Annotated in this window: 19 protein-coding genes; 5 read left to right on the top strand and 14 right to left on the bottom strand. The window is 50.2% G+C overall.

Translation table 11 applies throughout. From position 1 onward, the window contains the following. Positions 1-388 precede the first annotated feature (388 nt). Complete coding sequence (locus tag Q1B47_RS15280; protein ID WP_299795328.1) at positions 389-1,771, top strand: Na+/H+ antiporter NhaC family protein; 1,383 nt, start codon at positions 389-391, stop codon at positions 1,769-1,771. A gap of 404 nt (positions 1,772-2,175) precedes the next feature. On the opposite strand, the gene Q1B47_RS15275 is transcribed toward Q1B47_RS15280, so the two are convergent. Then, the gene (locus tag Q1B47_RS15275) at positions 2,176-3,672 is read right to left on the bottom strand and encodes a DEAD/DEAH box helicase (protein ID WP_299795326.1); all 1,497 of its coding nucleotides are present in this window, start codon (positions 3,670-3,672) and stop codon (positions 2,176-2,178) included. Positions 3,673-4,495: 823 nt separating this feature from the next. Between Q1B47_RS15275 and Q1B47_RS15270 the strand changes: the two genes are divergently transcribed. From Q1B47_RS15270 to cydC, 3 genes are all read left to right on the top strand, one after another. Then, entirely contained in the window at positions 4,496-4,840 is a 345-nt protein-coding gene (locus Q1B47_RS15270; RefSeq protein ID WP_299795324.1) for a DUF3622 domain-containing protein, read from the top strand. 340 nt (positions 4,841-5,180) lie between these two features. Further along, a complete protein-coding gene (gene cydD / locus Q1B47_RS15265) occupies positions 5,181-7,007 on the top strand; it encodes a cysteine/glutathione ABC transporter permease/ATP-binding protein CydD (RefSeq protein ID WP_299795322.1) in 1,827 nt (608 codons plus the stop codon). After that, on the top strand, positions 7,007-8,821 hold the full coding sequence (cydC, locus tag Q1B47_RS15260; protein WP_299795320.1) for a cysteine/glutathione ABC transporter ATP-binding protein/permease CydC: 1,815 nt from the start codon (positions 7,007-7,009) through the stop codon (positions 8,819-8,821). Before cydD ends, cydC begins: the two co-directional genes overlap by 1 nt. Positions 8,822-9,172: 351 nt before the next feature. Here the strand turns inward: cydC and Q1B47_RS15255 are convergent, their stop codons facing one another. From Q1B47_RS15255 to Q1B47_RS15235, 5 genes are all read right to left on the bottom strand, one after another. Beyond that, a complete protein-coding gene (locus Q1B47_RS15255) occupies positions 9,173-9,349 on the bottom strand; it encodes a helix-turn-helix domain-containing protein (protein WP_299795318.1) in 177 nt (58 codons plus the stop codon). A 405-nt stretch (positions 9,350-9,754) separates the two neighbouring features. Continuing rightward, a complete protein-coding gene (gene putA, locus Q1B47_RS15250; RefSeq protein WP_299795316.1) occupies positions 9,755-12,949 on the bottom strand; it encodes a bifunctional proline dehydrogenase/L-glutamate gamma-semialdehyde dehydrogenase PutA in 3,195 nt (1,064 codons plus the stop codon). A gap of 301 nt (positions 12,950-13,250) precedes the next feature. After that, the gene (locus tag Q1B47_RS15245; RefSeq protein ID WP_299795314.1) at positions 13,251-13,826 is read right to left on the bottom strand and encodes a TIGR04211 family SH3 domain-containing protein; all 576 of its coding nucleotides are present in this window, start codon (positions 13,824-13,826) and stop codon (positions 13,251-13,253) included. A 192-nt stretch (positions 13,827-14,018) separates the two neighbouring features. After that, entirely contained in the window at positions 14,019-15,287 is a 1,269-nt protein-coding gene (locus Q1B47_RS15240; RefSeq protein WP_299795312.1) for an inorganic phosphate transporter, read from the bottom strand. Positions 15,288-15,311: 24 nt separating this feature from the next. Next, positions 15,312-15,992, bottom strand: coding sequence for a TIGR00153 family protein (locus tag Q1B47_RS15235; protein WP_299795311.1), 681 nt, complete (start codon positions 15,990-15,992; stop codon positions 15,312-15,314). Positions 15,993-16,279: 287 nt separating this feature from the next. On the opposite strand from Q1B47_RS15235, the gene Q1B47_RS15230 reads away from it, so the two are divergent. Then, complete coding sequence (locus Q1B47_RS15230; protein WP_299795524.1) at positions 16,280-17,782, top strand: CYTH and CHAD domain-containing protein; 1,503 nt, start codon at positions 16,280-16,282, stop codon at positions 17,780-17,782. Between the two features lie 60 nt (positions 17,783-17,842). Here the strand turns inward: Q1B47_RS15230 and Q1B47_RS15225 are convergent, their stop codons facing one another. The 8 genes from Q1B47_RS15225 to Q1B47_RS15190 form a co-directional block, all read right to left on the bottom strand. Beyond that, complete coding sequence (locus tag Q1B47_RS15225; RefSeq protein WP_299795310.1) at positions 17,843-18,670, bottom strand: ion transporter; 828 nt, start codon at positions 18,668-18,670, stop codon at positions 17,843-17,845. 71 nt (positions 18,671-18,741) lie between these two features. Continuing rightward, positions 18,742-19,071, bottom strand: a complete 330-nt coding sequence (locus Q1B47_RS15220) for a hypothetical protein (protein ID WP_299795308.1) — start codon at positions 19,069-19,071, stop codon at positions 18,742-18,744. 77 nt (positions 19,072-19,148) lie between these two features. Beyond that, positions 19,149-19,802 carry a hypothetical protein gene (locus Q1B47_RS15215; protein WP_299795306.1) on the bottom strand — a complete coding sequence of 218 codons (654 nt, stop codon included), beginning with the start codon at positions 19,800-19,802 and terminating at the stop codon, positions 19,149-19,151. Positions 19,803-19,943: 141 nt separating this feature from the next. Next, complete coding sequence (locus Q1B47_RS15210) at positions 19,944-20,630, bottom strand: PspA/IM30 family protein (RefSeq protein ID WP_299795304.1); 687 nt, start codon at positions 20,628-20,630, stop codon at positions 19,944-19,946. 61 nt (positions 20,631-20,691) lie between these two features. Then, complete coding sequence (locus Q1B47_RS15205) at positions 20,692-21,105, bottom strand: DUF2170 family protein (RefSeq protein ID WP_299795302.1); 414 nt, start codon at positions 21,103-21,105, stop codon at positions 20,692-20,694. A 311-nt stretch (positions 21,106-21,416) separates the two neighbouring features. Next, on the bottom strand, positions 21,417-23,198 hold the full coding sequence (locus Q1B47_RS15200; protein ID WP_299795300.1) for a polyamine aminopropyltransferase: 1,782 nt from the start codon (positions 23,196-23,198) through the stop codon (positions 21,417-21,419). Positions 23,199-23,292: 94 nt separating this feature from the next. Beyond that, entirely contained in the window at positions 23,293-24,192 is a 900-nt protein-coding gene (locus tag Q1B47_RS15195; protein ID WP_299795298.1) for a DUF350 domain-containing protein, read from the bottom strand. A gap of 13 nt (positions 24,193-24,205) precedes the next feature. Then, positions 24,206-25,165 carry a hypothetical protein gene (locus Q1B47_RS15190; RefSeq protein WP_299795296.1) on the bottom strand — a complete coding sequence of 320 codons (960 nt, stop codon included), beginning with the start codon at positions 25,163-25,165 and terminating at the stop codon, positions 24,206-24,208. Between the last annotated feature and the right edge of the window lie 93 nt (positions 25,166-25,258).

The raw sequence follows: 25,258 nt of genomic DNA, 5'->3' as shown, positions 1-25,258 counted from the left end.
TGATAGGTATGATTTATGGCTGCTTCTTCCTGGGTGTATACTCATTTAGGGTGAATAAACAGTGGAGAGTTGGCGGCGGTGGCTGGTTTTTTGCTGCTGTGAATTATACTGCTATTTCAATGTGTTACGCATGCTTGTTTTAGCGGGCAGAAAAAAAGTGTCATGAAATAAATATTTTCATTGACTGGAGTTTGAATCGGGATTATTTTTCGCGCGATGTTTTAACTCAGGTGCAAGCCATACACCGGCAATTTCCTATCGGACCGGTGGCAAGTTCATCATAAAGCAGCAATAAACTCAGAAAACTCCGGGCTATGTAGTTCCGGTTAACTTGAGTCTTTTAAATTAATCTGCCCCAAGGGGCACTTTTTTAGAAGGACATTCGCGCATGTCTGAACCGACAGCCTTAAGTCTTATTCCACCTGTGGTGGTTCTGGTGTTAGCCGTGGTGCTGCGCCGCCCAATTCTATCGTTAATTATTGGTGCGTTAGTGGGGCTGGTGATGTACCAGCCCGCCGACGTGCTCAATAACTTTGCCGATATCTCTCTGTCGGTCATGGCCGATGAGACTATCGGCTGGCTCATTCTCGTGTGTGGTGGTTTCGGTGCCTTGATTGCCCTGCTGGTGAAGACCGGCGGCTCGATGGCATTTGGCCGTCATGCCCTGAAACTGGCCAAGGGACCCAAATCATCGCTGTTTATGAGTTTTATACTGGGTATCGTCATCTTTATCGATGATTACCTTAATGCGCTGACCGTGGGTTCGACCATGAAGCGGGTGACCGATAAATTTAAGGTCTCACGTGAGATGTTGGCCTATGTGGTGGACTCTACTGCGGCGCCTATCTGTGTGTTGGTGCCTCTGTCTACCTGGGCCGTTTTTTTCGGGGGATTACTGGTCGATAACGGTATTGCCGCCGAGGGGCAGGGCATCGCCGTCTATATGCAGGCGATCCCCTATATGCTCTATGCCTGGTTGGCAGTGGCTATGGTGCTGCTGGTTATCTTAGGCATAGTGCCGGCCTTTGGCCCGATGAAACGGGCTCAGCTTGCGGCTGCCCAGGGACAGCCTGCGCTCGAACAGGTCGATCTAGATGAGGTGCAGACCTCGGATGAATATGCGGTAAAAGCTTTGGAAGAGGAGTTTAAGCATGCAGATAACCGGGGGCAACTGCGTAACTTCTTCGTGCCAATATTGCTATTGGTGGGCTTTACCGTCTATTTCGATATCGACGTATTGAAGGGGCTGATAGCTACGCTGGCATTGACGCTGCCCTACTATGGGCTGCAAAGGTTGATGCCCCTGTCAGAGATGATGGAGCAGATGATCGATGGTTTTAAAAGCATGTTGCCGGCCATCGGGACTGTGATTGCGGCGTTCATCTTTAAGGATGTGTGCGATAAGTTGATGCTGCCTCAATATGTGATCGACAGCTTGAGCCCGTTTATGACGCCTCAGTTGCTGCCGGCAGTGGTGTTTCTCACCATGTCGATATTGGCATTTGCAACCGGCTCCAGCTGGGGGATTTTTGCGGTATCGATTCCGATCGTGATGCCATTGGCCCAATCGGTAGATGCCAATATTCCTCTGGTGATAGGGGCTCTGTTGTCGGCGTCATCATTTGGCAGTCAAGCCTGTTTCTACTCCGACTCGACGGTGTTGGCGGCTCAGGGCTCAGGCTGTAACTTAGTCAGTCATGCGGTGACTCAGCTGCCCTATGCAATGATTGCGGCGATAGCGACCTTTGTCGGCTTCCTGTTGCTGGCTTAATATAGTGAAGGTTCTAGGAGCGAGGTTTTAGGTTCTAGACTTGAGGTTTGAGGGTGAGGTTCCAGGACCTGGATCCTCGAACCTCTTGACTATTTATCTATTATTCCAGATACAACGTCTGTTTTATGCCATCCATGGTAAACAGACATAAGTGTTCCAGATACAAAAAAGCAGAGTGTGAGCTCTGCTTTTTTGATCTTAAACTTTAACGCTCATTTCTAAATCTGGATGCTGAAACAAGTCCAGCATGACGGAATTGAATTAATCGGGCTGTAGCGAATATTCTCGCAGGGACTAAGCTAAGTGCTAAGTGCTAAGTGCTAAGTGCTAAGTGCTAAGTGCTAAGTGCTAAGTGCTAAGTGCTAAGTGCTAAGTGTGCCGTACTCGTGGCTCGCATCTACTCCCTATTTCCCCCAAATACTGCTGTTTGATGCAGGCTTAGAGGCCGGAGCATTGGCGCTGGATGGCCCCTTAGGTCTGCGCGTGCGGCGATGGCTGCTGTTCTTATCGTTAGGCTTATGACCGCGGGCGGTGTCGCCGCTACGTTGCCCGTCTTTGTGTTCGACCTTACCGCCCTGCTGAGCTCTGCCTTTGGCATCGTCTTTGTCAGTATGCTTCGCGCCGCCACTTCTGCGCCTGTTTTGAGAGTCGTTGCGAGAACCGCTGTTTGAGCGTTCGTTACCCCGGCGGTTACCTCTGCCGCTGGCATTTCGTGGTCCGCGGTTATGACCGCGCTTACTGCCGGTCAGATCGGTTTGAGGCACTTCATGAGTCGGTGTATACCCTTCAACCTCTTTACGGGGGATATTTTGCTTAATCAGGCGCTCGATATCCCTGAGTTGCTTGGACTCATCGCTGCTAACCAGAGAGATGGCCTGGCCACTGGCTCCGGCGCGACCGGTACGGCCGATACGGTGAACGTAATCTTCGGGAACGTTAGGCAGATCGAAGTTAACCACGTTTGGCAGCTGGTCGATATCCAGGCCGCGGGCGGCAATATCGGTGGCTACGAGGACGCGAACTTCGCCACTCTTAAAGTTTGCCAGCGCCTTGGTTCTGGCCCCCTGGCTCTTGTTACCGTGAATCGCGGCTGCGGTGATCCCCTTGGCATCGAGGTTCTTGGCGATACGGTTTGCGCCATGCTTGGTGCGGCTGAATACCAATACCTGATCCCACTCATTTTCACTGACCAGCTTAATAAGTACCGCAGTTTTCTGTTTTTGATCCACCGGATAGACATACTGCACCACCGTATTGGCGGTTGCGTTACGCGGCGTTACCGAGATCTCTACCGGGTTATTAACTAAACCTTTTGCCAGTTTACGGATGTCGTCTGAGAAGGTCGCAGAGAACATCAGGTTCTGACGTTTCGCCGGTAATATCTTAAGAATGCGTTTGATGTCATGAATAAAGCCCATATCCAGCATGCGGTCGGCTTCATCAAGTACTAACACCTCCAGCTGGTTAAATTTAACGGCACCTTGGCTATAGAGGTCCAGCAGGCGTCCCGGAGTGGCGACCAGTATATCGACTCCCCGGCTCAATTTTGAGATTTGGGGGCCGATACCTACGCCGCCGAAGACAACGGCCGAACGAAGAGGCAGGTTTTTACCGTAAGTTTCGACACTTTCCGCAACTTGGGCCGCAAGCTCACGAGTCGGGGTAAGCACCAGGGCGCGAACCTGTTTAGCAGGTGCACGGCTGCCTTTGGTTAAAAGCTCCAGCAGTGGCAGGGTAAAGCCCGCCGTTTTACCTGTACCGGTCTGGGCCGCAGCCATAACGTCCTTGCCTTCCAGCACTGCGGGAATAGCCTGAGCTTGAATCGGCGAAGGTGTTTCGTAGCCCTTGTTGGCTACTGCTTTCAATATGGGAGCGGATAAACCCAGGGAGGTAAAACTCATAGATTGGTCTCTTGACGCTAATAATGCAGCGGTTTTATGAAGCCAGCGATTCTGGCGGGCGTGCAGCTTACAGGATATCCCGCAAAAGCGCTAATTTATAAACAATAACCAGCTATTAATTCGGCAGTTTGGCTGATATTTAGCAAGCTACGTCCTGTTTTAAGCGATTCCCGTTGTCCACAGCTGCATGGTTCTCTGGTTTAGCGGCTCCCCGGTTCGATGAGCCAAAGGCCGACCGATTACTGTTAATCATAGTTGATCTATTCAGCCTGTGGATCGGGTTTCATCTTTTGGGGGACGCTTCTCTTGTCGCCGCTCTTTATCATCCTGGAGTAGAGTTTCAGTGATGAATTTTGCGATAGATTAAAAGTTGGGTCGTTAAATCATTTTGTTTAAACTCTGTACGTGTTACTCTCGCGCCCTAAACGCTCAGGGTCTTGCTTTTTAGTCTATGTTTTCTTTTCGTGACTCGATGAGTGGTATCAGGTTTTATTGGTATAGAGTTAAAATTTCTCATTACCATATTTACTATAATCAATTCCTATAGCCGATAGCCTGGCCATCAGTGGTGTGCCGGGCCTCTCTCTGTGTGAGTTTTTGGTTATATGGATATCAAATTAAAGCAAAGCGACTAATATCAATCAGTATAAAGATTGAAGATGGGCTCCAGGGGCAAGCATAGGCTTGGGCATCGACAACTGTTTTACTCTGCTCGTTAGTTGGAGCAGGTTTATTAAGCGTAATTAGCATAGCTAAAAATATTTTTACTTATCGCTTGCCTTTAGGGGCAGCGCTAAGACTCTATCTGTAGGAAATAAGTGACATGACACAAACCAAGAAGTTCGATTACCGCATAGTACAAGACAAAGATGTGTGGGCCGCTGAAATTACCCGTCGTATGACAGCAAGAAAGACCATAGTCTCGAAAAGAAAAACAGGTTTTGCCTCTGAAGCGGAAGCGACAGCTTGGGGTGAAAAAGAGCTTAAATCTTTCCTCGATAAGCTGATGGAGCGTAACGAGCGTAAAGCCAAGCAGCGCGAGGAGCGTACCGAGGCTAATGCAGCAAAAGAGTTGGCCGCAGATGCATGGCGTGAAGCGCGCGATGTTGCCGATGGCAGTGATGATTTTTTTGATGAAGATAACGACGACTACGCATCGGATAAGTAAGCGATAACAGCTGAATTCAGCTTTTGGGTTATCTAAAGGGTCGGTCGGGCGGTTGCTCACCGGCCTTTTTTATTGGGTTTGGATGAGTACTCTCCTGCGGGAGTGGCTTGGTGGATTCGGGGCGGTGCTTAAACAGGGACAAATGGTCGCTCTTTGGCGTGCCTCTTACAGAGGGAGGGAAGAAATTAGTTCCCGTAAAAATTGATCTAGCTCAATTTTTGTGAATCCGTTAACATTTACGAGGCCGGCGTTTTATTCCTCAATCGATGCCTGCGATACTGCGTCCTATCTTTCCCAATGGCTTTTTTCAAGCCCTAATTCGCTACCTTGCCGGAGAAGCATGGACAAACCCTTAGAAAAAGTGCTCACATCCTGGTTGAAACAACAGAAACAAGCCTGTGGTTTCTATCTGAATTTGACTGTGTTATTCGGTCTCCTGACCGGCTTCTCTTTAGTGGCGCAGGCTTATCTTATTGCCACCATCTTGCATGGGCTGATCATTCTTGAGTTGCCAAAAGAGCAGTTTGCCCTCCAGTTTTATTGTCTGGTGGGGCTTATCTTCATTCGGGCGGCACTGGCCTATGGAAGGGAGAGGGTGAGCTTCGAGGCGGGAAGACGACTCAGGCTTCATATTCGTGGTGCTGTGCTGGATAAGTTGACCGAGCTTGGCCCATCTTTTATCAAGGGGAAGCCCGCCGGTAGCTGGGCCAGTATAGTGTTAGAGCAGGTGGAAGATCTGCATGACTTCTATGCCCGTTACCTGCCGCAGATAGTTTTGGCGGCCTTTATCCCGCTCACCATACTCGTGGTTGTCTTCCCCATCAACTGGGCAGCGGGACTGATCCTCTTGTTGACGGCACCACTCATTCCTATGTTTATGGCGCTGGTTGGCATGGGGGCCGCCGATGCCAATCGTAAAAACTTCAGTGCTCTGGCTAAACTCAGCGGACACTTCATGGATAGAATGAAGGGACTGAATACCATCAAGCTGTTCAATCGCGGAGATGCGGAGAGCAGGGCGATCGAAAGTGCCTCCGAGGAGTTTCGCGAACGAACCATGTCGGTACTCAGGCTGGCGTTCCTAAGCTCTGCCGTGTTGGAGTTTTTTGCCGCGGTCTCTATCGCGGTGCTCGCCGTTTACTTTGGTTTCAGCTACCTGGATCATCTGGACTTCGGCCATTACGGTGCCGGCCTTAGTTTGTTTACCGGCCTGTTTGTGCTGATCCTCGCGCCCGAGTTTTATCAGCCTCTGAGAGATATGGGCACCCACTACCACGCTAAGGCACAGGCGATTGGTGCCGCCGAAGCGCTGATGGAACTGCTTAATCACAGGGTTGAGCCTGGTTCCGGCTTGGAAGGTGATTCATCACCCGGTAAAGGAGGGCTTACATCTCTTGATGAGGACAGCCTCAGGAGGGGAGTATCGATTCGGGCAAGCGCACTTTGCATCGATAGTCCCGACGGTACTCAGCTGTTGGGGCCGATAGATTTCAATCTGAGTGCGGGTGAGCATATGGCCGTGGTCGGGCCGAGCGGGGCCGGTAAAACCAGTTTGCTCAATGCCCTGCTGGGATTCCTCTCCTATCGCGGTAGCCTCAAGATTAATGGAGTCGAGCTTAATCAACTCGATAAGACTCGTTGGCGGCGTCACCTGGCCTGGCTGGGCCAGGATCCCCAGCTGTTTCATGGCACCATTCGCGATAACGTCACCATGGGGGAGCCGGATATGGATGATGCAAGTGTTATGGCCCTGCTTGAGAAGGCTAAGGTGTTGAACTTCGTCGAGCGTCAACCCTTGGGGCTGGATCACCCGATAGGCGAGCAGGAAGCGGGCGTCTCGGTGGGTCAGGCTCAACGTATCGCACTGGCCAGAGCCCTGGGCCAGAATGCGCCGCTGTATATTCTCGATGAACCGACGGCGAGCCTGGATAGTCACAGTGAGCAGGCGGTACAGACTGCGCTTAAAGAGGCGATGTCGGGAGCTTCCTGCCTGATGGTGACCCACAGGCTGGATCAGCTGCATCAGATGGACAGTATCTTAGTGCTGGATGGCGGACAGATCATCGAGCGAGGCAATTTCGATGAGTTAAGCCGGAGTCAGGGACTGTTTAAGCAGATGCAGGAAGAGAGTGCTGATGAAGCGGTTAACCTTGAGGAGCATAATTGATGAAGGCGCTACTCCCTTTTATAAAGTTGTTTAAGCATCAGTGGCTGATGATGTTTACCGGCCTGGTTCTGAGCATTACCACCCTGATGGCGGGGATCGGGCTGCTATCTCTGTCCGGCTGGTTCCTCTCCGCCGCCGCAGTCGCCGGATTGAGTGTCGCTACCGCTCAGGCCTTTAACTACTTCACGCCGGCAGGCGGGGTACGCTTCCTCTCCATTGCCCGTACGGCGAGCCGCTATGGCGAGCGTCTGGCGACTCATGAGGCGACCTTCAGGCTGCTGACTCAGCTCAGAAGCTGGACCTGGCGTAAGTTACTGCCTTTGAGTGCCAGGAATCTGCAGGGGTTGAGACAGGGGGATCTGCTTAACAGGTTAGTGGCAGATATCGATACCCTGGATCATCTCTATCTGAGGCTGCTGACGCCGATGACGGCATCGCTGTTGATGTTGGGCGTCTTGTATCTGTTTGTGGCCTGGTTCGATGCGAGTCTGGCCCTGACTCTGTGTGGGATCCTATTGGCGGTGTGGCTACTGCTGCCCTTTATCTTCTACCGGCTGGGGAGAAAGCCGGGCATAGCGCAGCTGGAGAGTAAGCGACACTTCAGGGTGCAGCTGCTGGAGTTTATTCAGGGTCAGGCCGAGATCACCCTGTTTGGCGCCGGCGAGAGGTTCAGGGCCGAACTCTCTAAGGCCGAGACGGCCATGTTAAATAGCCAGTCGGCGATGGCGAATGTTACCGGATTGAGCCAGGCCAGCCTGATCTTCTGCCATGGCTTTGCCGTGATAGTCATGCTTTACATGGCAGCCTCTGGTGTGGGGGAGCATGTGCCACCCGGCCCAATGCTTGCCATGATGGTATTTATGACCATGGCCTGTATCGAGATGATGATGCCAATTGCCGGAGCGTTTCAACATCTGTCGGCTTGTGTGACCGCGGCCAAGCGGGTCAATGAGCTGGTAGAGCAGGAGCCGGATATCGTGTTTAATCCCGATAGTGACGTTAAGGTCTCCGGGGGAGAGCTGCAGCTTAAAGATATCTTCTTCAGCTATCAAACCTGTGCTGCGGATCTAGGTTTTGAGCAGGATGGCTCCAGTGACCATAGTGTTCTTCGTGGAGTAAACCTGTCGCTGAAGGCGGGTGAGAAGGTTGCGCTACTGGGGCAGACGGGCTGTGGTAAATCCAGCCTGCTATCACTCATCACAAGGCAGTGGCAGCCGACGTCGGGTAGTGTCAGTGTCGGTGGACGGGACATTGGCGATTATAGTGAAACCTCACTGAGAGAGGGGATAACCCTTATCAGTCAGAGGATCTATCTGCTGAGCGGCACTTTAAGGAGTAACCTTACCCTGGCTCAGAAACCGGTTGAGCAACCATCTACCCGGGCCGAAAGGCGCGAGGCGCAAGCGATAAATGATGAGAAATTGATCCGGGTGTTAAACAAGGTGGGGTTATCGACATTGACTCAGGGGGAGAAGCCGCTCGATACCTGGATTGGTGAGGGGGGGAGACAGCTTTCCGGAGGCGAGCAGCGACGTATCGGTGTTGCCAGAGCCCTGTTACGCGATGCGCCTCTGTTACTGCTTGACGAGCCAACAGAGGGCCTGGATAAACGCACCGAGCGGGAGATCTTAGCCCTGCTGTTTGAGTTTGCCGCCGATAAGACCATGTTGATGATAAGCCACAGGTTAACGGCCATGTCCCGGATGGATCGCATCCATCTGATGGAGCGGGGAGAGCTTAAGGCCAGTGGCACCCATGAGAGCCTGCTCGCGACAGATGAGTATTATGCGAGCCTGCATCATAAATTAGGTTAACTGTAACCTCGTTTTGGCTTGCCCGGGAGGAGAGGATGCCTCCCGATGTTAGGCATCACCCCAGTCGCTTGGAGAACTCCCGATGTTAGGTATCACCCCAGTCGCTTGGAGAACTCCCGATGTTAGGTATCACCCCAGTCGCTTGGAGAATTCCCGATGTTAGGCACCCCCCCAATCGCTTGAAGAACTCCCGATGTTAGGCATCACCCCAATCGCTTGGAGAACTCCCGATGTTAGGCATCACCCCAGTCGCTTGGAGAACTCCCGATGTTAGGCATCACCCCAACCGCTTGAAGAACTCCCGATGTTAGGTATCACCCCAGTCGCTTGGAGAACTCCCGATGTTCGGTATCACCCCAGTCGCTTGGAGAACTCCAGGTAGCGCATCACCTCATCTTTTTTAAATTTCAGTTCATCACCCTCGCCTACGTTGGTTAGCAGGTTTTCTCTGGCATAGCGTTTTATGGTGGCTGGGGATTTATTCAAGATCTCACTGACTTGCTCTAGGTCTAAAGTGTCATCACTCATTATTCTCTCCATCGGTAAACAAGGGGGATATTGCTGTTGATAGCTTGAGTATAGTTACTGTGCATGTAAACAAGAGAGATTTAATACTAATCAGTATAAGAAAGTGATCTACTCAGAGTCATTTTTGACAAACGAATTCAAGGCGAATAGATGGTGCAATGGTGATCCCTTGTGAAGCTATTCTTTGATGAAGCAGGCAGCCAAAAATACTCCTGAAAGGCGAGTTTTAGCGCTTCCGATACTCCGTTAACGAGTTTAAACGTAGAACAACTATGCTCTTCACTCGTGGCCTTGCCTCAGAAGCGCTAAACTCTCGCTGAGCGATCACACCTTTATACTGATTGGTATAAGAAAAAAACCAGGCGCTATGGCCTGGTTTTTAGGTTCCCGGTTTATGAAAAGTGGTTACTCTTCACTGTCACCCAGTGAAAGCAGGGTCGCATTGCCGCCGATGGCGGTGATGTTGTTGGTGCGGGTCTTTTCTGTGATGAAGCGGGTCAGGTAGTGGGGACCACCGGCCTTAGGACCTGTACCCGACAGGCCTTGTCCGCCGAACGGCTGGACACCTACGACGGCACCGATCTGGTTACGGTTGATGTAAACATTACCTACATTAACCTTGTTGGCCACCTCAAGGGCATGACCTTCGTTACGGCTGTGTATACCTAGCGTCAGGCCGAATCCTGTGCTGTTGATCTCGTCGATCACCTTCTGCAGCTCGGCGGCCTTGTAACGTATCACATGCAGGATTGGGCCGAAATGTTCCTTCTCCAGTACCTTGATGGAGTCGATCTCCACCGCTGTCGGGGCAACGAAGTGTCCGTTCCTGGTGCCGGCTGGCAGCTCAAGTTGCTTGAGCAGGGTACCCACCTGTTTGATATGATCGATATGTGCATTAAGGTTAGCCTGCGCCGTGGCGTCGATAACCGGGCCGACATCTGTCTTCACCGAACTTGGGTCGCCAACGGTAAGCTCCTCCATGGCACCCTTCATCACATCGAGCACTTTGTCAGCGATATCTTCCTGAAGGAAGAGTACGCGCAGCGCCGAGCAACGTTGGCCGGCACTGGTAAATGAGGAGTCGATAACATCGTGCACAACTTGCTCAGGCTGAGATGTCGAGTCTACGACCATGGCATTTTGACCGCCGGTCTCGGCGATGAGCGGGATGATCGCACCTTCACGGTTTGCCAGAGTGCGGTTAATCAGCTTCGCCGTTCCCGTAGAGCCTGTGAAGCAGACGCCGCCGATACGTTCATCTGAAGTGATAGCCGCGCCGACAGTGGCTCCTGTTCCGGGAAGGAACTGAAGTGCCTCTTTCGGGATCCCCGCTTCATGGGCGAGTTGAACGGCGCGATAACCGACTATAGAGGTCTGTTCGGCAGGCTTTGCCACAACCGTGTTACCGGCGGCAAGGGCGGCTGCCACCTGACCTAAGAAGATAGCCAGCGGGAAGTTCCAGGGGCTGATACAGACGAAGATGCCGCGACCCTGCAGGAAGAGTTCGTTCAGTTCACCGGTGGGGCCGGGAAGAAGTTCAGGCTTGGCCATCATCTTCTTAGCCTGTACGGCATAGTAGCGACAGAAATCGACCGCTTCACGGACCTCATCGATACCATCCTGAATACTCTTACCCGCTTCCCGGGTACACAGGGCGATAAGCTCTTCGCGATTCTCTTCGAGCAGATCGGCCAGCTTCTGCAGGGCAGTAGCACGCACTTCAACCGGAGTGTTACACCAAGCTGGGAAGGCGCTGTCGGCGCTCGCTAAGGCTTTCTCAATGGCCTGGTTGTTAGCGAAGGCGACTCTGCCCACGAGCTTAGTGGTATCGAAGGGGCTGACGACCTCTTTCGTTTCACCACTTAAGAGTTCGCCGTTGACCAGAGGCCCGACGTTCCACTGAGTCTCTTTAAACTTATCCAGTGCTGCGAAGAAAGGCTCAGATTCAGAGATGATGTTCATGTTAAGTCCCTTTGAGTTCTTACGCTCTTCGCCAAAAATATCGGCGGGTTGAACGATCTTATTATTAGATAGGGTTTTATAGTTATGAAGTGTTTTTAACGGATGAACGACCAGAGAGTCGATGGCAACCTTAGGGTCGACCAGCTTATGAACAAACGAGGTGTTAGCACCATTTTCAAGCAGGCGACGTACCAGGTAGGGTAGAAGCTCCTTGTGTTCACCGATCGGGGCGTAGATACGGATGCGGGTATCCGGGCTTTCGGCGAGTAATGTGTCGTATAGCTCCTGCCCCATGCCGTGCAGGCGCTGGAACTCATATTGGCGGTCGCCGGCCATATCCATAATCGCGGCAACAGATTGCGCATTATGGGTGGCAAACTGAGGGTAGATAGCGCCGCGGGTCGCATCTGAGAAGACATATCGTGCCGCAGCCAGGTAGGAGACATCGGTTCCCGCCTTTCGGGTAAAGAGTGAGTATCCTGCTTCACCGCCCTGTTGAGCCCATTTTAGTTCGCTGTCCCAATAAGCCCCTTTTACCAGACGGACCGGGATCTCATCGCCCTGTTCCTTGGCGAGGCGTGTCAGCCAGCATAGCACCGGAAGACCACGCTTAGCATAGGTCTGCACCACGATACCCAACAGTCCCCAGCCTTTTGCTTCATCGGAGTTGTAGAGTTTCTTGAACAGTTTAAGATGCAGTTCCAGTCTGTCCATCTCTTCGGCATCGATAGAGATTCCGACATTGAGTTCACGCCCCTTCTTAATCAGCTTGATTAAGGAGTCATAAAGCTCGCTCATTACACGGTCTTCATTGGCAACTTCATACCTGGGATGAAGGGCCGAAAGCTTGATGGAGATGGTGGGACGTGGCGCCTCGCTCTCGTCATAGGTTTGTTCGCCGAGGGCGGCGATTGCCGCAGAGTACTCGCTGAAATATTTGTCAGCATCGACCATGGTGAGTGCCGCTTCGCCGAGCATATCGTAGCTGTGGGTATAGCCTAGCTTACGGTTGGCTTCACTATTTTTCAGGCCATCTTTGATGTTGGTACCTAAAACAAACTGCTTACCCATTATCTTCATGGCTGCCAGCATCGCCTGGCGGATAACGGGCTCACCGACCTTGTTAACCAGACGGTTGAGAAGGTTACTGGGTTTACCATCGATATTTTTATCGAGTGTGACGATCTTTCCTGTCAACATCAGCCCCCAGGTTGAGGCGTTGACGAGCGTAGAGTCACTCTTACTCATATGCTCATCCCATTTAGCTCCGGACAGTTTATCCTGGATGAGAGCATCGGCGGTTGCGCCGTCAGGAATTCGTAATAAGGCTTCGGCCAGACACATGAGGATAATTCCCTCCTGAGTGTCCAGACTATACTGCTGCAGGAAGGCGTCGATGCCAACCATTAAGCCTTTCTTATCATATTGGCGAACTTTGGCTACTAAATCATGGGCACGTTTGGTAACACGCTGGATTTCATCTTCACTCGAAGGAACGAGCTTGATAAGTTCAGATAGATATTCATCTTCATCGACAATGTAGTTATTGGTGATGGCTGTAAATAGCTCATCGAGATTAGCTTGGTCATAGTGACCAGTCAGAACTTCACTCGCTTTGAACATAGTAATCGCTTCCATCTGGGCCGGTTAAGGGACAGTTTGCTTGAAGGAAAAGTCTTACCGAAGAACTCACCTCGGTAAGCGCATTAAGATGCTTGTTATTTTTTGTATACAATCTGACATCTTCGCGCGCAATTATACTCTCAAAATGTGATAGGGAACACCATTATCGGTTTATATGTGATGTTAGCTTGATCTGGTCGGCGGAGCTTGTGAACGGATGTCACTTCCGCGAGGCGATAACGAAAAAGCCAGCGGGAAAATTTCGCTGGCTTTTCTCTGTAAACTTGTTCGAACCTATGGTTGTTACCTATGGCTATTACCAGCGATTCCTCTGTTTACGTCTTGGTTTTGGCAGGTAAACCAGGATGATTCCCAATATCAGGCCCGCTGCGGCTATCATGCCACCCTCCTGCCACATGCGGAAGCGCTCGTTCTTCTCTATGTTGGTAAGTTTGCTTGTGGCTGCATCGCGCTCGGTGCTGGCCAGTTCGAGAGACTTTTCGGTTTGAGCGAGTTGGCTTCTGAGTGTGCGAAGCTCTTCGAGGCTGCTGTCACTGGCATCGATTACCTGCGCCAGCTCGGCCTTGGTTCTGTCCAGCTCGGCCTGAAGTTCCGGCAACTGCTCACGGAAACTCTTGTTGGCACTGATCATCTTGGTTTCAACCCAGCCGGTACGACCCTTATGATCGATGATCTTGGAGTAATCTCCCTGTTTTTCATCCAGCAGTGTGATCGCCTGACCGGACTCTATGCTACCTAAAATGCGATATTGCGTTCCGGGGCCGCCATGAAGATAGAGGTATACATTGTCTGAGATATAACGGGGCTGGCCTTCAGCCAAGAGGCTGGGAGAGAGTAACATCAATCCCACTAAAGCAAAGAATCTTAACACTATGAATTCTCATCGAAGAAGTATAGCCACATGCTAGGGATTTGCCGGACTTTTTGCAAGAGTTTGATGCAAGAGTTAAGTGGGAGTTGTGATAGCCATTTTGGCCATAAGCATGATTAATAAATTTCCGATACAAAAAAGGGAAGCCATTTAGCTTCCCTTTTTTCTAAGCTGAACTGAGCCTGGAGTATCTTAGTTAAAGATACCTTTAATCATGAAGAAGAACATGATTGAGAGCGCTGCACCGGCAGGAAGCGTGATCACCCAGGATACGACGATGTTTCTCACTACGCCGATGTTGATAGCGGCGATACCGCGAGCCATACCTACACCCAACACCGCACCCACTAAGGTTTGAGTGGTAGAGATCGGCAGACCGGTACCCGATGCAATCACTACGGTAGAGGCCGCAGCAAGCTCGGCCGCAAAGCCACGACTCGGAGTCAGGTGAGTAATGTTCTTACCTATGGTCTTCATTACCCGCTTACCGAATATGGCCAGACCCATCACGATACCGACGGCACCAAGAGGCAGAATCCACCACACCAGCGGAGACTTACCGGCAATGTCGCCACCACTGTTAACAACTGATACTACGGCGGCCAGTGGGCCAATCGCGTTAGCAACATCATTAGAACCGTGGGCGAAAGCCATACAACAAGCCGTAACAACCATTAAGATCGCGAAGACCTTTTCGACGTTACCAAACTGAGTCTGACGATCGGCGCTCTTGCTCATCTTGAGACGTTTGATGGCAACCATACCACCAATACCAACCAAGATAGCGACAGCCACGGCTAGTGCATAGGCTTCACCACTGCTGAAGTGCAGGCCGATATGTTTAAGGCCCTTCTTGATGGTAACCAGAGACATAACAAAGCCTGCCAGTGCCATATAGAAAGGTACATAACGCTTCGCATTTTCCAGAGGGTTATCAGTATCGAAGATAAGCTTCTGTACACTCTGGAATATGGTAAAGGCGATAAAGCCCGATATTGCAGGTGTGACGACCCAGGAGCCTACAATACCCGCAACCTTGCTCCATTCAACGGCTTCGGTGCCAACACCAACAGCTGCGAAACCAACGATAGCGCCGATAATAGAGTGGGTCGTAGACACAGGCCAGCCCAGAGCGGACGCGGCAATAAGCCAGAGTCCAGCAGCGAGCAGTGCCGAGATCATGCCGTATACGAGCAGCTCAGGTGAATCAACGAAATATGCTGAATCGATAATACCTTTACGGATTGTGCTGGTTACTTCACCACCTGCCAGATAAGCTCCGGCAAATTCAAAAATCATCGCGATGATGATCGCTTGTTTAATCGTAATAGCATTTGAACCTACTGAGGTTCCCATTGCATTGGCTACATCATTGGCGCCAATACCCCATGCCATTAAAAAACCAAAAGCAGCCGCAAAAGCAATAAGCATAGGGCCGTTGGTGACTAATACATCAACCATGTTGTTACCTTGATAACTTTGTTTTTAGACGCGAGCTAGCATTAGCTCTAAGCGGGAGCCTACTCGCTCGGCAAGATCTGCCAAGTCGCCAACCCACTCAATTATCTTATAGAGGAACATCACATCGATAGGGTTCATATCGTTTTCGATAGCGAACAGCTGACGACGGATCTTGATTTGAAGATCATCCGTATCTTCCTCGATTTTATCGAGTTCGACGATCATTTTTGCAACTAGATCGACTTCACGACCACGGAAACCGGTTTCTAACAGGTCGTCGAGTTCGTTGATAGCTTGTTTAGCCTGGGATACTGCATCAATGCAGCGTTGCAAGTAAGCGTTGAAGGGGTCTTGAATAGCTTCTGGAACGAGAAGCTGGCGGCCGATGATTCGACCAGAGATATCTTTTGCCTTGTTAGCGATTTTATCTTGCTGGGTTAGAAGCTCCAGAAGATCGGTACGTTCGACAGGCATAAACAGTCCGCCGGGAAGAGTGAGACGTATTTCACGTTTTAGTGAATCCGCTTCTCGTTCCGCATAGCTTATCTGCTTACGTAGCTGAACAGCTTTATCCCAATCTCCGGCTATTGTAGCCTCAAAAAACGGGATAAGTATCGATGCACAATCGTGCACTTTGTCTATATGCTCTTGTAGAGGCTTAATTGGCGATTTTGCAAACACGCCCAAAATAGAGTTTACTGGCATTGCCGTGTACCTATTTAGGTTATTCCACTGTTGGAAAAAGCGGGCGCATGTTAACCCAAGCGTCCGCGTATTGAAACTGTGTTTTTACATTAAAACTGACAGTTTTTATTCTAACGAGTTATATCTTAACTGCAAACCGCATCCTACGGTGAGTTTGTGACAGTAATATTACACCCGGCACGATAGATGATATTTTGATTAAAATTTAATTAAACTTTAATGACAACCATTAGGAGATGAAGGCTAACCTCTCTCCTAACAATGACCAAAGAGCGAGCAGCTGGCTAATGGATGCCGAGATAGAACTAAAATTATTTTTTCAATTAGAACAACAAGAAGCCTTGGTTCACTTGCTAAACAGTTTACCTCATTCTGAATCAAAAGGGGTAAAGAAACTCATCAATAGCTATTTCGATACTCCCGATCTGCAGCTACGAAAGTGGGATATGGGGTTGAGGGTTCGAAACTGTGACGGCGCAAGGGAGCAGACGATTAAGACGGCGGGCAGCGTGATAGGTGGCATACATTCACGGCCGGAATTCAATGTCGCCATCGAACAAGACAGACCTGAGCTTATAAAATTTCCTGAAAAAATCTGGCCTGAGCTGTCTAATATTTCAGCACTGCAAAATGATTTGACCCGTTTGTTTAATACCAATTTTAACAGGCAAACATGGCATATCTATGTCGACGATAGCCTGGTCGAGCTTGCCCTGGATGTGGGGAATATCAGTGTTAACAGAGAGGGGGAGACGGTATCTGAGCCTATCTGTGAGCTCGAGTTTGAGCTTATGGCGGGGGAAACTTCGGCATTGATTAAGCTGGGACGCATTGTTTCCGAGCAGATCCCGGTTCGTTTGGGTAAGGCGAGTAAGGCGCAGAGGGGGTACCGTTTGGCAGCACAAGCCAGCCCGCTCAGCCTGGACGCACTTGAGTTTATTGCATTGGAGCCTGAGCAGGATCTGAAACAGACATTTATAGCCCTGCTTAGCACGGGACTGGAGCGCTGGCAGATGCTGGAGGCGATGATCCTCGAGTCGGGTGTCAAAGATGATGAGCAGGCCCCTCAACTCTGTTATCGATTGCGGGCTTGTGTGCGCCTGCTAAGGTGCACGCTGGAGCAGTTTAATCTGCTCAATGACGAGCTGGCGTACAAGTTTAATTGTATCGAGCGGCATTTAGATTTTATCGAAACGGGTTTGAGCCTGGTTGAAATTGTCGATCAGAATAGCCTGTTGATCACTAAGCTACCTCAGGAGAAGCAGTTAACGGCTGCAACATTGGCGAAGCTGCGTGGTCTGTCTATTCCGCAACTGGTCAGCAAGATGCTCGATGATACCTGCTATGGTGGTCTTCAACTGGTGCTCGTTGAGCTGCTGCTCGAGTTTCAGGCTGGAAAGAGGCATCTGGATAAGGGACTGGGGCTTCAGGCTTTTGCCGATAAGATGCAGGAGGCTTCCTGGCAGAAAATTGTTAAACTTATGCCCGATGATGAAGATCTCAGCAGCCAGGAGTACCAATCTTTTGCACGTGCCCTGGATGAGAGTATCTTCGTCGGTGTCGCATATGGCGCACTATATCCAACTAAGGCCAGAGATCTGTTCAGAGCACCGTGGCAAGATCTTGTTCTGGGGATCAGGACACTGGCGGCATATCGGCAACTGGCAGAGCTGAGTGAGTCTGAGAACATAGATATTTCGGATTGGCTTGTGAATAAGGAGCAGAGCCTGCTCTTTGCTATGGAGCATTCCAGACGCTCGGCATTGAAGAACGAGCCTTACTGGCGTTAATTCTGCTACTGGCAATTCTGCTAAGGTGAGGGCGTTCCGATATCGGTGATACGCCCTCTGTTATCTCTTTCCGTTTTCACTACTGTCTTCGGGGCCCTCTTGTTGCTCCTTCAGCTGCATGTTCAGCTGTTCAATCTGCTTCATCAATACACCTTGATTCGCTTCCATCCTGGCCAGGGCCTCATGGAGTTCACAACGGATCTGTTGACTCTGGGTTTCGAGCTTTTCAGATTCATCGGGCGCGATAAACAGAGAGGCCATATAACCGGAAATAACTCCGAAAAAGCTGACTCCGCAAACAATCACGACGCCACCGATAACGTGGCCTGCGGCTGTCACCGGGTAGTAGTCGCCATAACCTACGGTTGAGATAGTGACTAAGGTCCACCAGATGGCGTCTTCGGCGGTATGTATGTTTGCCTCTGGCACACCGGCTTCTACGATCAGCATCAATACCGAGGCGAAGGTCAAGATGGTGACCATAGCAACTAACAGGCTGGCCAGTGTCGCTTGTCTGCGCTGTTTTATGATAGGTATGATTAATGACTGAGTCATACGGATAAGGCGTATCACCCGTAAAATCTGAAACAGCCTTGCGAGTCTAAGGGGCTCTATCGCTGGGATGCTGGCAACAAAATCTATCCAGTTATGTTTGATGTAATCGATTTTATTATCGGCTCTGAACAGGTTTACGAAGAAGTAGGTGAGAAAGATCATGCAGATGCTGAAGTCGACAAACAGCAGGAGTCGGTTGGTCTCTGAGTCGAGTTGAGCAAAGCTGAGCACAAGCACCACAATGACAGATAGTAGTGAAAGCATCATCATTGCCAGCTGGAAGGGGGTTGGGGCCTGCTCCGGGTGAAGTAACCAACGTTTTTTATCTGCCATGAACTCGTCCAATATCACTATACATTATCGATTGCCTGCGCCTTGTTATGGCAAGCATCTACATGAGTGTACTAGCTTTTATCGACAAAGTGGATGAGATCGTCCAGTACATGTTTTTTTATTTCGAGTTGCTGCTCCGGCGACAGATCATATTTTTCGGCAAGTTGCACATAATCATCGGGGCTGAGTGAAACCGTCAGGCGAGGACGTTTGGGGCGTTTAGTTACCGAGAGTCCCAGGATGGTACGAATTTGATCCGAAGGGCTGAATCCTGAATCTAAGGCCGCCTTACGGATAGAGTACTGAAATTTTTCATCCAGATCGAAGGCGACCTGTGTTGCCTTGGCCGCTTTCTGATTTTGTTGCCATTGCTCCGGTAGTGGGCTTTTCTTCTTCGTCATTCGGTATTACCTTAAAATTATCTTTAAGCTACGAGCTACGAGCTACGAGCTACGAGCTACGAGCTACGAGCTTATTACTATTTCCCCGGCCAGAAGTCTCTGATATCTGATAACGGGCGATACAAGGTTAACATGACATCGGTTTCACCGCCTTCATAGACCTCAACATCGATGGCAAACCGCTCTTCGTCGTCCAGTAGCTGGTAGGACTCGAATGGTTCTCCGGTTGCACCATCGGCGTCCTGTGGTGGTTTCTTGCCACGGTAGTCTTCACGATGGAAGTAACCGAACTGGGCAAAATTAATCTGATGGTACTGCTTCCCGAGCCACTGCTCGAGCGCAGCAGACTGCAGTATAGGAGAGTCCTGAGGGGTCAGCTGTGCCTGCTCATCCTCTTCGAAGATAAGGCTGAACTCCTCCAGATCGAAAATTTGTTCAACTTGGCCACGATTTACTTTAATGGAGAAGGCAAGGTAGGTTTCATCATCTTCATCTAACGACAGGAAGATCGTGTCATTGCCGTGACCCTTGAGTACCCACTCACTCTTTTGACTGCGCTCATACTCGTAGGTATTAACGGATTCGACCCTGAGTTGCTGGCCCCGTAGCTGAGGCGGCAGGGCAAAACTGTCATCTAGAGAGAGCATATCCCCCTGCATCAGGTGAGAGGGGTGATTAAGTTGACGTTTCGGCGCCTCCTTTTTACCGAAAAGGCCTTTTAAAAATCCCATCAACGACTCCTGTTAATCTGTGATGTTTTCCGGCGGGAACCAGAGGGTATTTTACAGCTTATTATACGAAAATAGCGCCTTCCCGGGTGATAAGAAAAGCGCTATGGATCGATTGCGGTTCACATCGATATGTGTCGGCGGTTACTTGCGCGCTTTGAGGCGGTCGAGTACGGCATTGGCATTGGATTTTTGCTCACCTATGCCGGCTTCAGCAAGTTTAGCATGCAGTGACTTATCGCTGTTCTCTTCGGCAAGTGCTTCAGAAGCCTGTAAGCGATCATCGAACTGCTGTTGACGTGCCTTGATCCTCTCCAGCGAATCTTTAGCATTTAATAGCTTTGAGTTGCTGCTGGCAAAAGAGTCGGTGATCGTTGCCGTCGCCTTTTGAACACTCTCGGTGGTTTTGACCATGCTCAGTTGGCGCTGGTAATCGGTGAGCTGACGCTCAGTCTTACGAACCAGCTCTTTTAAGCGGGTGGCGTGAGCGGTGAAGCTATCGTTAGCCGTCTGTTGCTCTGCCAGCTCCTGATCCAGTTGAGAGATCTTTTCGGCAACCTCGAGAGCGAGGGCTTCGTTATCTTTCTCAAGTGCCTGTGTTGCATAACCTTCATGTTCGGTGATAGATCGTTTCAGACGGTCTACTTCGCGACTGGCTTGCATCTCTTTCGCCATCACGTCTGTAAGCTCGCGCTTGGCTTTAGTCAGGTGCTTCTCAGCATCACGGATCTCCTGCTCGAAGATACGCGTAGAGTTTGCATCGACGATGGTTTGTCCTACCTCTGTAGCCCCGCCGCGAAACGCAGTTAAAATCTTGTTTAGTATGCCCATAATCTGGCTCCTTCTACTCAGTCACGGCGATTCGGGCCGGGACTAAAAAAATTGATAAGAACTATTTGAGGAAGTTGCTCATCTCGTCGATGACTTCCAGGCAGTTATCGGAAAGAACGGCAAGCTCCTGTTCGATCTCCTGCATGCTCGATTGCACTGAAAGTGCGCCATACACCACATATTTATCATCTACTTTTGCAAACGATGACAGTGGCATCGGGATGTTGAGCTCTAACATGGTCTCAAACATCTCACTGCGGCGCTGCTGATTGACCTCATCTTCGCCCCAGAGGTAACTGATGCAGAGAACTTGATTCTCCGTTACAGATACAAATACCGGGATCTCTTCACGGCCAACGATATTGACCTGTAAGACCTCGACTTCACCATCGATGGGATAGCAGTCAAATTGGAAGCCTGTGTGGCTTTGGTCGCAAAGATCATTAAGGTGGTTGGCAATGTTGTGAATATTCATATTTGTCCTCTTTGACATATTATGTCTGTGATTAAAGATAGCACTGCGACATAATATGTCAAGCGCTATTTTCTCAGAAAGTGTCACGCCCTGATCCGCAGATCGGGCCCATGGTGATACCGATAAATATAGATCGAACTACTGACTCTCACTTAGCCTGGCCTTGCTTTGAAAATGACATTCAAAGCAAGGTGCCGAGCTTACAACATAACGCTTAAAACAGGCTGATATTCTGGTTTTCAGACCAGGCCTGTTGGTGGTATTGCTATATTTACATCGAACCTGACGCTTATAGGTTCGAATCATCAGACTTAAAACAAACTGATGTTCTGGTTTTCAGACCAGGCTTGTTGATGGTATTGATATAGCTGCATCGACCCTATGATATTGGGTTTTATCAGCGCTTGGTCATGATAAAAGTTACCCGGAAACTCGAAGCTGCCCTTGATTAGGCCGGGGGTTAACCATTCATCCTCTACCGTGAGCTGCTCAAGCTCACTCAATCTCTGTTTAGCACTCTTGCCTGATCGGGTGGCGATACTCCAACCCCACTCACCAAAGCTGGGTACATTGTGATGATACTGGTTGACATTAAAACCAGCAGCGGCCAATGTTTTCCCGACTGAAATAAAGGCCTTAGGTGCATGGTAAGGCGATGTCGACTGTACCGTTAGAGCCCCGTCGGCGCTTAAGAGTTCCTTAAGTTTCTTGTAAAAAAGATCTGAGTATAGCTTGTTGAGATCCGGATGGCTGGGATCGGGCAGATCGACAATGATTGCATCATATCTGTCCCCGCGTTTTAGTAGCTTATCTACACCATTAAAGGCGTCATCGACAACGACCTCAACTCTGGGATCATTGAGGGCGTCACCGTTCAGTCTTAACAGGGTCTGACTTAATCGTTTAGGCATGTTGGCATCATGGGAGGTAAATAGCTCCAGCAGGTCTCTGTCCAGATCCATCAGGGTCACCTGCTCAGGTTGCCATTTCAGTACCTGTTTCAGGCCTAAGCCGTCTCCTCCACCTATGATCAATACCTTATTATGTCTTGCGCTGGCCTCCAGTGTCGGATGGACCAGAAACGTATGATAGATATGTTCATCCTGACTGGAAAACTGTAATCTGCCATTGATATACAGCGAGTACACAGGTTCGAGGCCGTTACCTCTTAGCCTTTCTGTAAAGGTCAGCTGCTGAAATCGTGTCGACTTGGCATAGATAACCTCATCTTTATAGAGCAGGTTATTAAAGTTTTGTTCCCAGGTGGGTCCGTGCCAGGCCAGCATCAACAAGATTCCACTTGCAATGAAGTGACCCACAAGCAGCCAAACAACATGACGGATCTTACTCCAGAATCGCCAGATAAAGATAAATCCGGCAAGCAGGTTGAAGCTGGCCGTTATGGCGGCGGCCAGTTGAATGTCCAGTGCCAGCATGAAGCTGACCCATATAGCGGCTCCTACACCCGCGCCAATGTAATCGGCGCCATAGATGGTACCGGCATTATGCATCAGGTGTTCATCACACAGCGCCTGACGTACACGGGCAATGAGTGGGATCTCCATCCCAATCATCAGTCCGAGAAGTACGCCCCAGAAATAGGGGAGGTACTCACTCAGGTGCTGAAATAACCCGATGAATCCACCTTCGGGCAACAGATCGGGGGGCAGGCCTAAGGTGCTGGCGATGATGAGAGGAAGCTGCTGGCCGAAGCCGATAACGGCGGCGGTGATAAGTATTGCCAATGAGCCGCACAGGGCGACGCTCAGTTCGAGAACGGCGAAGCCGGTAAAGGCACAGCGGATCTTTCTTGCGGCAAATGCCCCTATGCCCATGGAGACAATCATCAGGCCTATCATGGTATAGATGGCGGCTTCCAGGGCCCCGAGAATTCGGCCGGCGTAGTGAGAGAGCAGGTACTCATAAATTAAACCACAGCCGGCTAATACGGCCATGATGCCCAGCAGCAGGGTGTCATCGAACCAGCTTAACTTACGTCCTGCAGCTTTGGCGTTGCCTGTAGTGGCTAAATGCCCGACATTTAAGCCTGTCTCTTCGGGCCCGGTTAGATTAGAACTGGTTACTTCTCTCACGCGTATCTCACAGTCGTGGATAAAAACAAACGGTTAATCAACTCATGATTAACCGTATCTGTATATCGCCTTCTCTGAGCCAAAGATGGCAGGGTTAGTACATCAGGCTCGTCAGAATAAGGGCGACTGCCACGCTGATAGCCAGCTCCACGGTCGCGATACCGATATTGTGCTGCTGTTCAACTTCCTGGGCCAGATGTATGTTAGATAACACCAGCTTCTTCACTATCTTAATCAGTACCGATAGGGTGATTAACATAATGATGGAGAAGATTAGCCAGCCCATGAGGTTGGCAATATAGGCTTGGGGGCTATAGATGATGAAGTGGCTGGCAGCATTGAAGCTCAATGCCATGGCGAGCATATAACCACTGTGACGAATGGCGACCGCCTTGTGGCCTTGAACAAGGGCTTCCTGCATCGAGGCCTCATTATTGCGCTTGGCGTAACGAAACTCGCGAAAACGGGTAAGCAGTACCAGCATAAGTTGTGAGATGGCAAAGGCGCTGAAGATGGCGATGAAGGTATCTAAGGTCAGATCTTCGGCCCAGACCAAAACTGCACGTATGATGATCGCGGTAGCTATGGCGGCACTGGCATCGACAATAGCAATGGAGATATTACCCTTAAGGATCTGCTCGCCCTTATTGAACTCATTCAGGGCCACTTTATCGTGAAAGTATCTGCCCAGTTTTATCAGCAGTAAGCCAAATAGTCCGTAGGCACTCATGCCTATGGCTTCAACAATAAAGGAGTCGGCGGCTTCACCTGTGATGGCTCCGGTGAGCACAATTCCCAGGCCCGCAATGGCACCGGCGGTGCTGATCCCGAAAGCAAAGTTATCTTTCTCTGCCAGCTCGACGCGGCTGTCTACCTTTGCCGTCCAGCCTTGCAGGTAACGCATCAGGGTTAATAAAATGATGGCAATCGTCAGATCTATGGCCAGAATGATGACAAGTTCTGATGTAATACCGAAGTCTTGAAATAATGTCATGTGAGTTCCTTATCTATTTGCCTCGGCGTACACCGCGAGTCGTGCGACTGTTAGAGTTACGGAAGTTGCTGTTCTTTGAGTAGTTAGAGCGAAACTTGCTGTTGGTTTTGCTACGAGTGCCTGTCGAGCTTGCCTTAGGAGTACTCGTGCTTTGACGCGACAGGCTTGTTGAGCCTGAACGTGATTTAGCGTAGGGGCTATCGAACCTCTTACCCTGTGAGTTGAACTGTTTCTTCGTGCGTTCGAAGGTTTTATTTTGCGCGCTGGCCTGTTTTGGTGAGGTATAACGATAGCGTCCTACATCATTGTAGTAGCTATAGTTTCTTCGGCTGGACCAGCGGTCATAACCGATAGGTCCGCGCATCACATTTGAAAACATGGAATACATACCATACCAGGCCCAGAAGGACATGCCGTTTGAGCCGGTTTGCCAGCTACCGTAATTCGGGTTACCTACCAGTTGGCTGCCCGGACCAAAGTCTTCCGCGCCATTGGCCAGGGCGGAGGCCTCCCGGCTGATGGAGTTGACCCGGGCTAAGGCACCATTTGACATGTCCGCCACCACATTGAGCGGATCTGAAAGCATGTCGTTAAAGAGGCTGGGATCGGCGGCATGATAGATATTTTCGGCCTCCGCCAGTTGCTGATCGAGATCGACAAAGTTGTTAGGATCACCGAGTTCAGCTGCACGGCGAACCAGAGAGGTAAACATGGGGCCTTTAGGCGTGGCATCTTTTGCCAGCTCATCGAGCAGAGGGGCCATCTCGGTTTGCTGCTTTGCTAAGATACTGGTGTATTGTTTAAGCAAGGTGGCATTGCGGACCTGGCCGCTATCCAACATCTGGCCAAGAGTATCGATTCTCTGCCCCGCTAACTGCTGGAATTGCGCAATACGCTCAGGCCTGTCATCGCCGCAGCCCGCTAAGGTCATAAGCAATGTAAGAGTGAGAACACGTATGAACATCGCTGTCATGTTTTCTCCATTTATATCCGGTAGAGGCTGATAAATATAATCAGCTTAGTATTTCATTAGGTTATAGTAACCTTTACTCTGAAATAAAAAGTA

It is taken from the genome of uncultured Shewanella sp., from assembly GCF_947501225.1.
Classification (GTDB): domain Bacteria; phylum Pseudomonadota; class Gammaproteobacteria; order Enterobacterales; family Shewanellaceae; genus Shewanella.
Note: the sequence above shows the minus strand (reverse complement) of the source record. Positions and strands in the feature narration are given on the sequence as shown.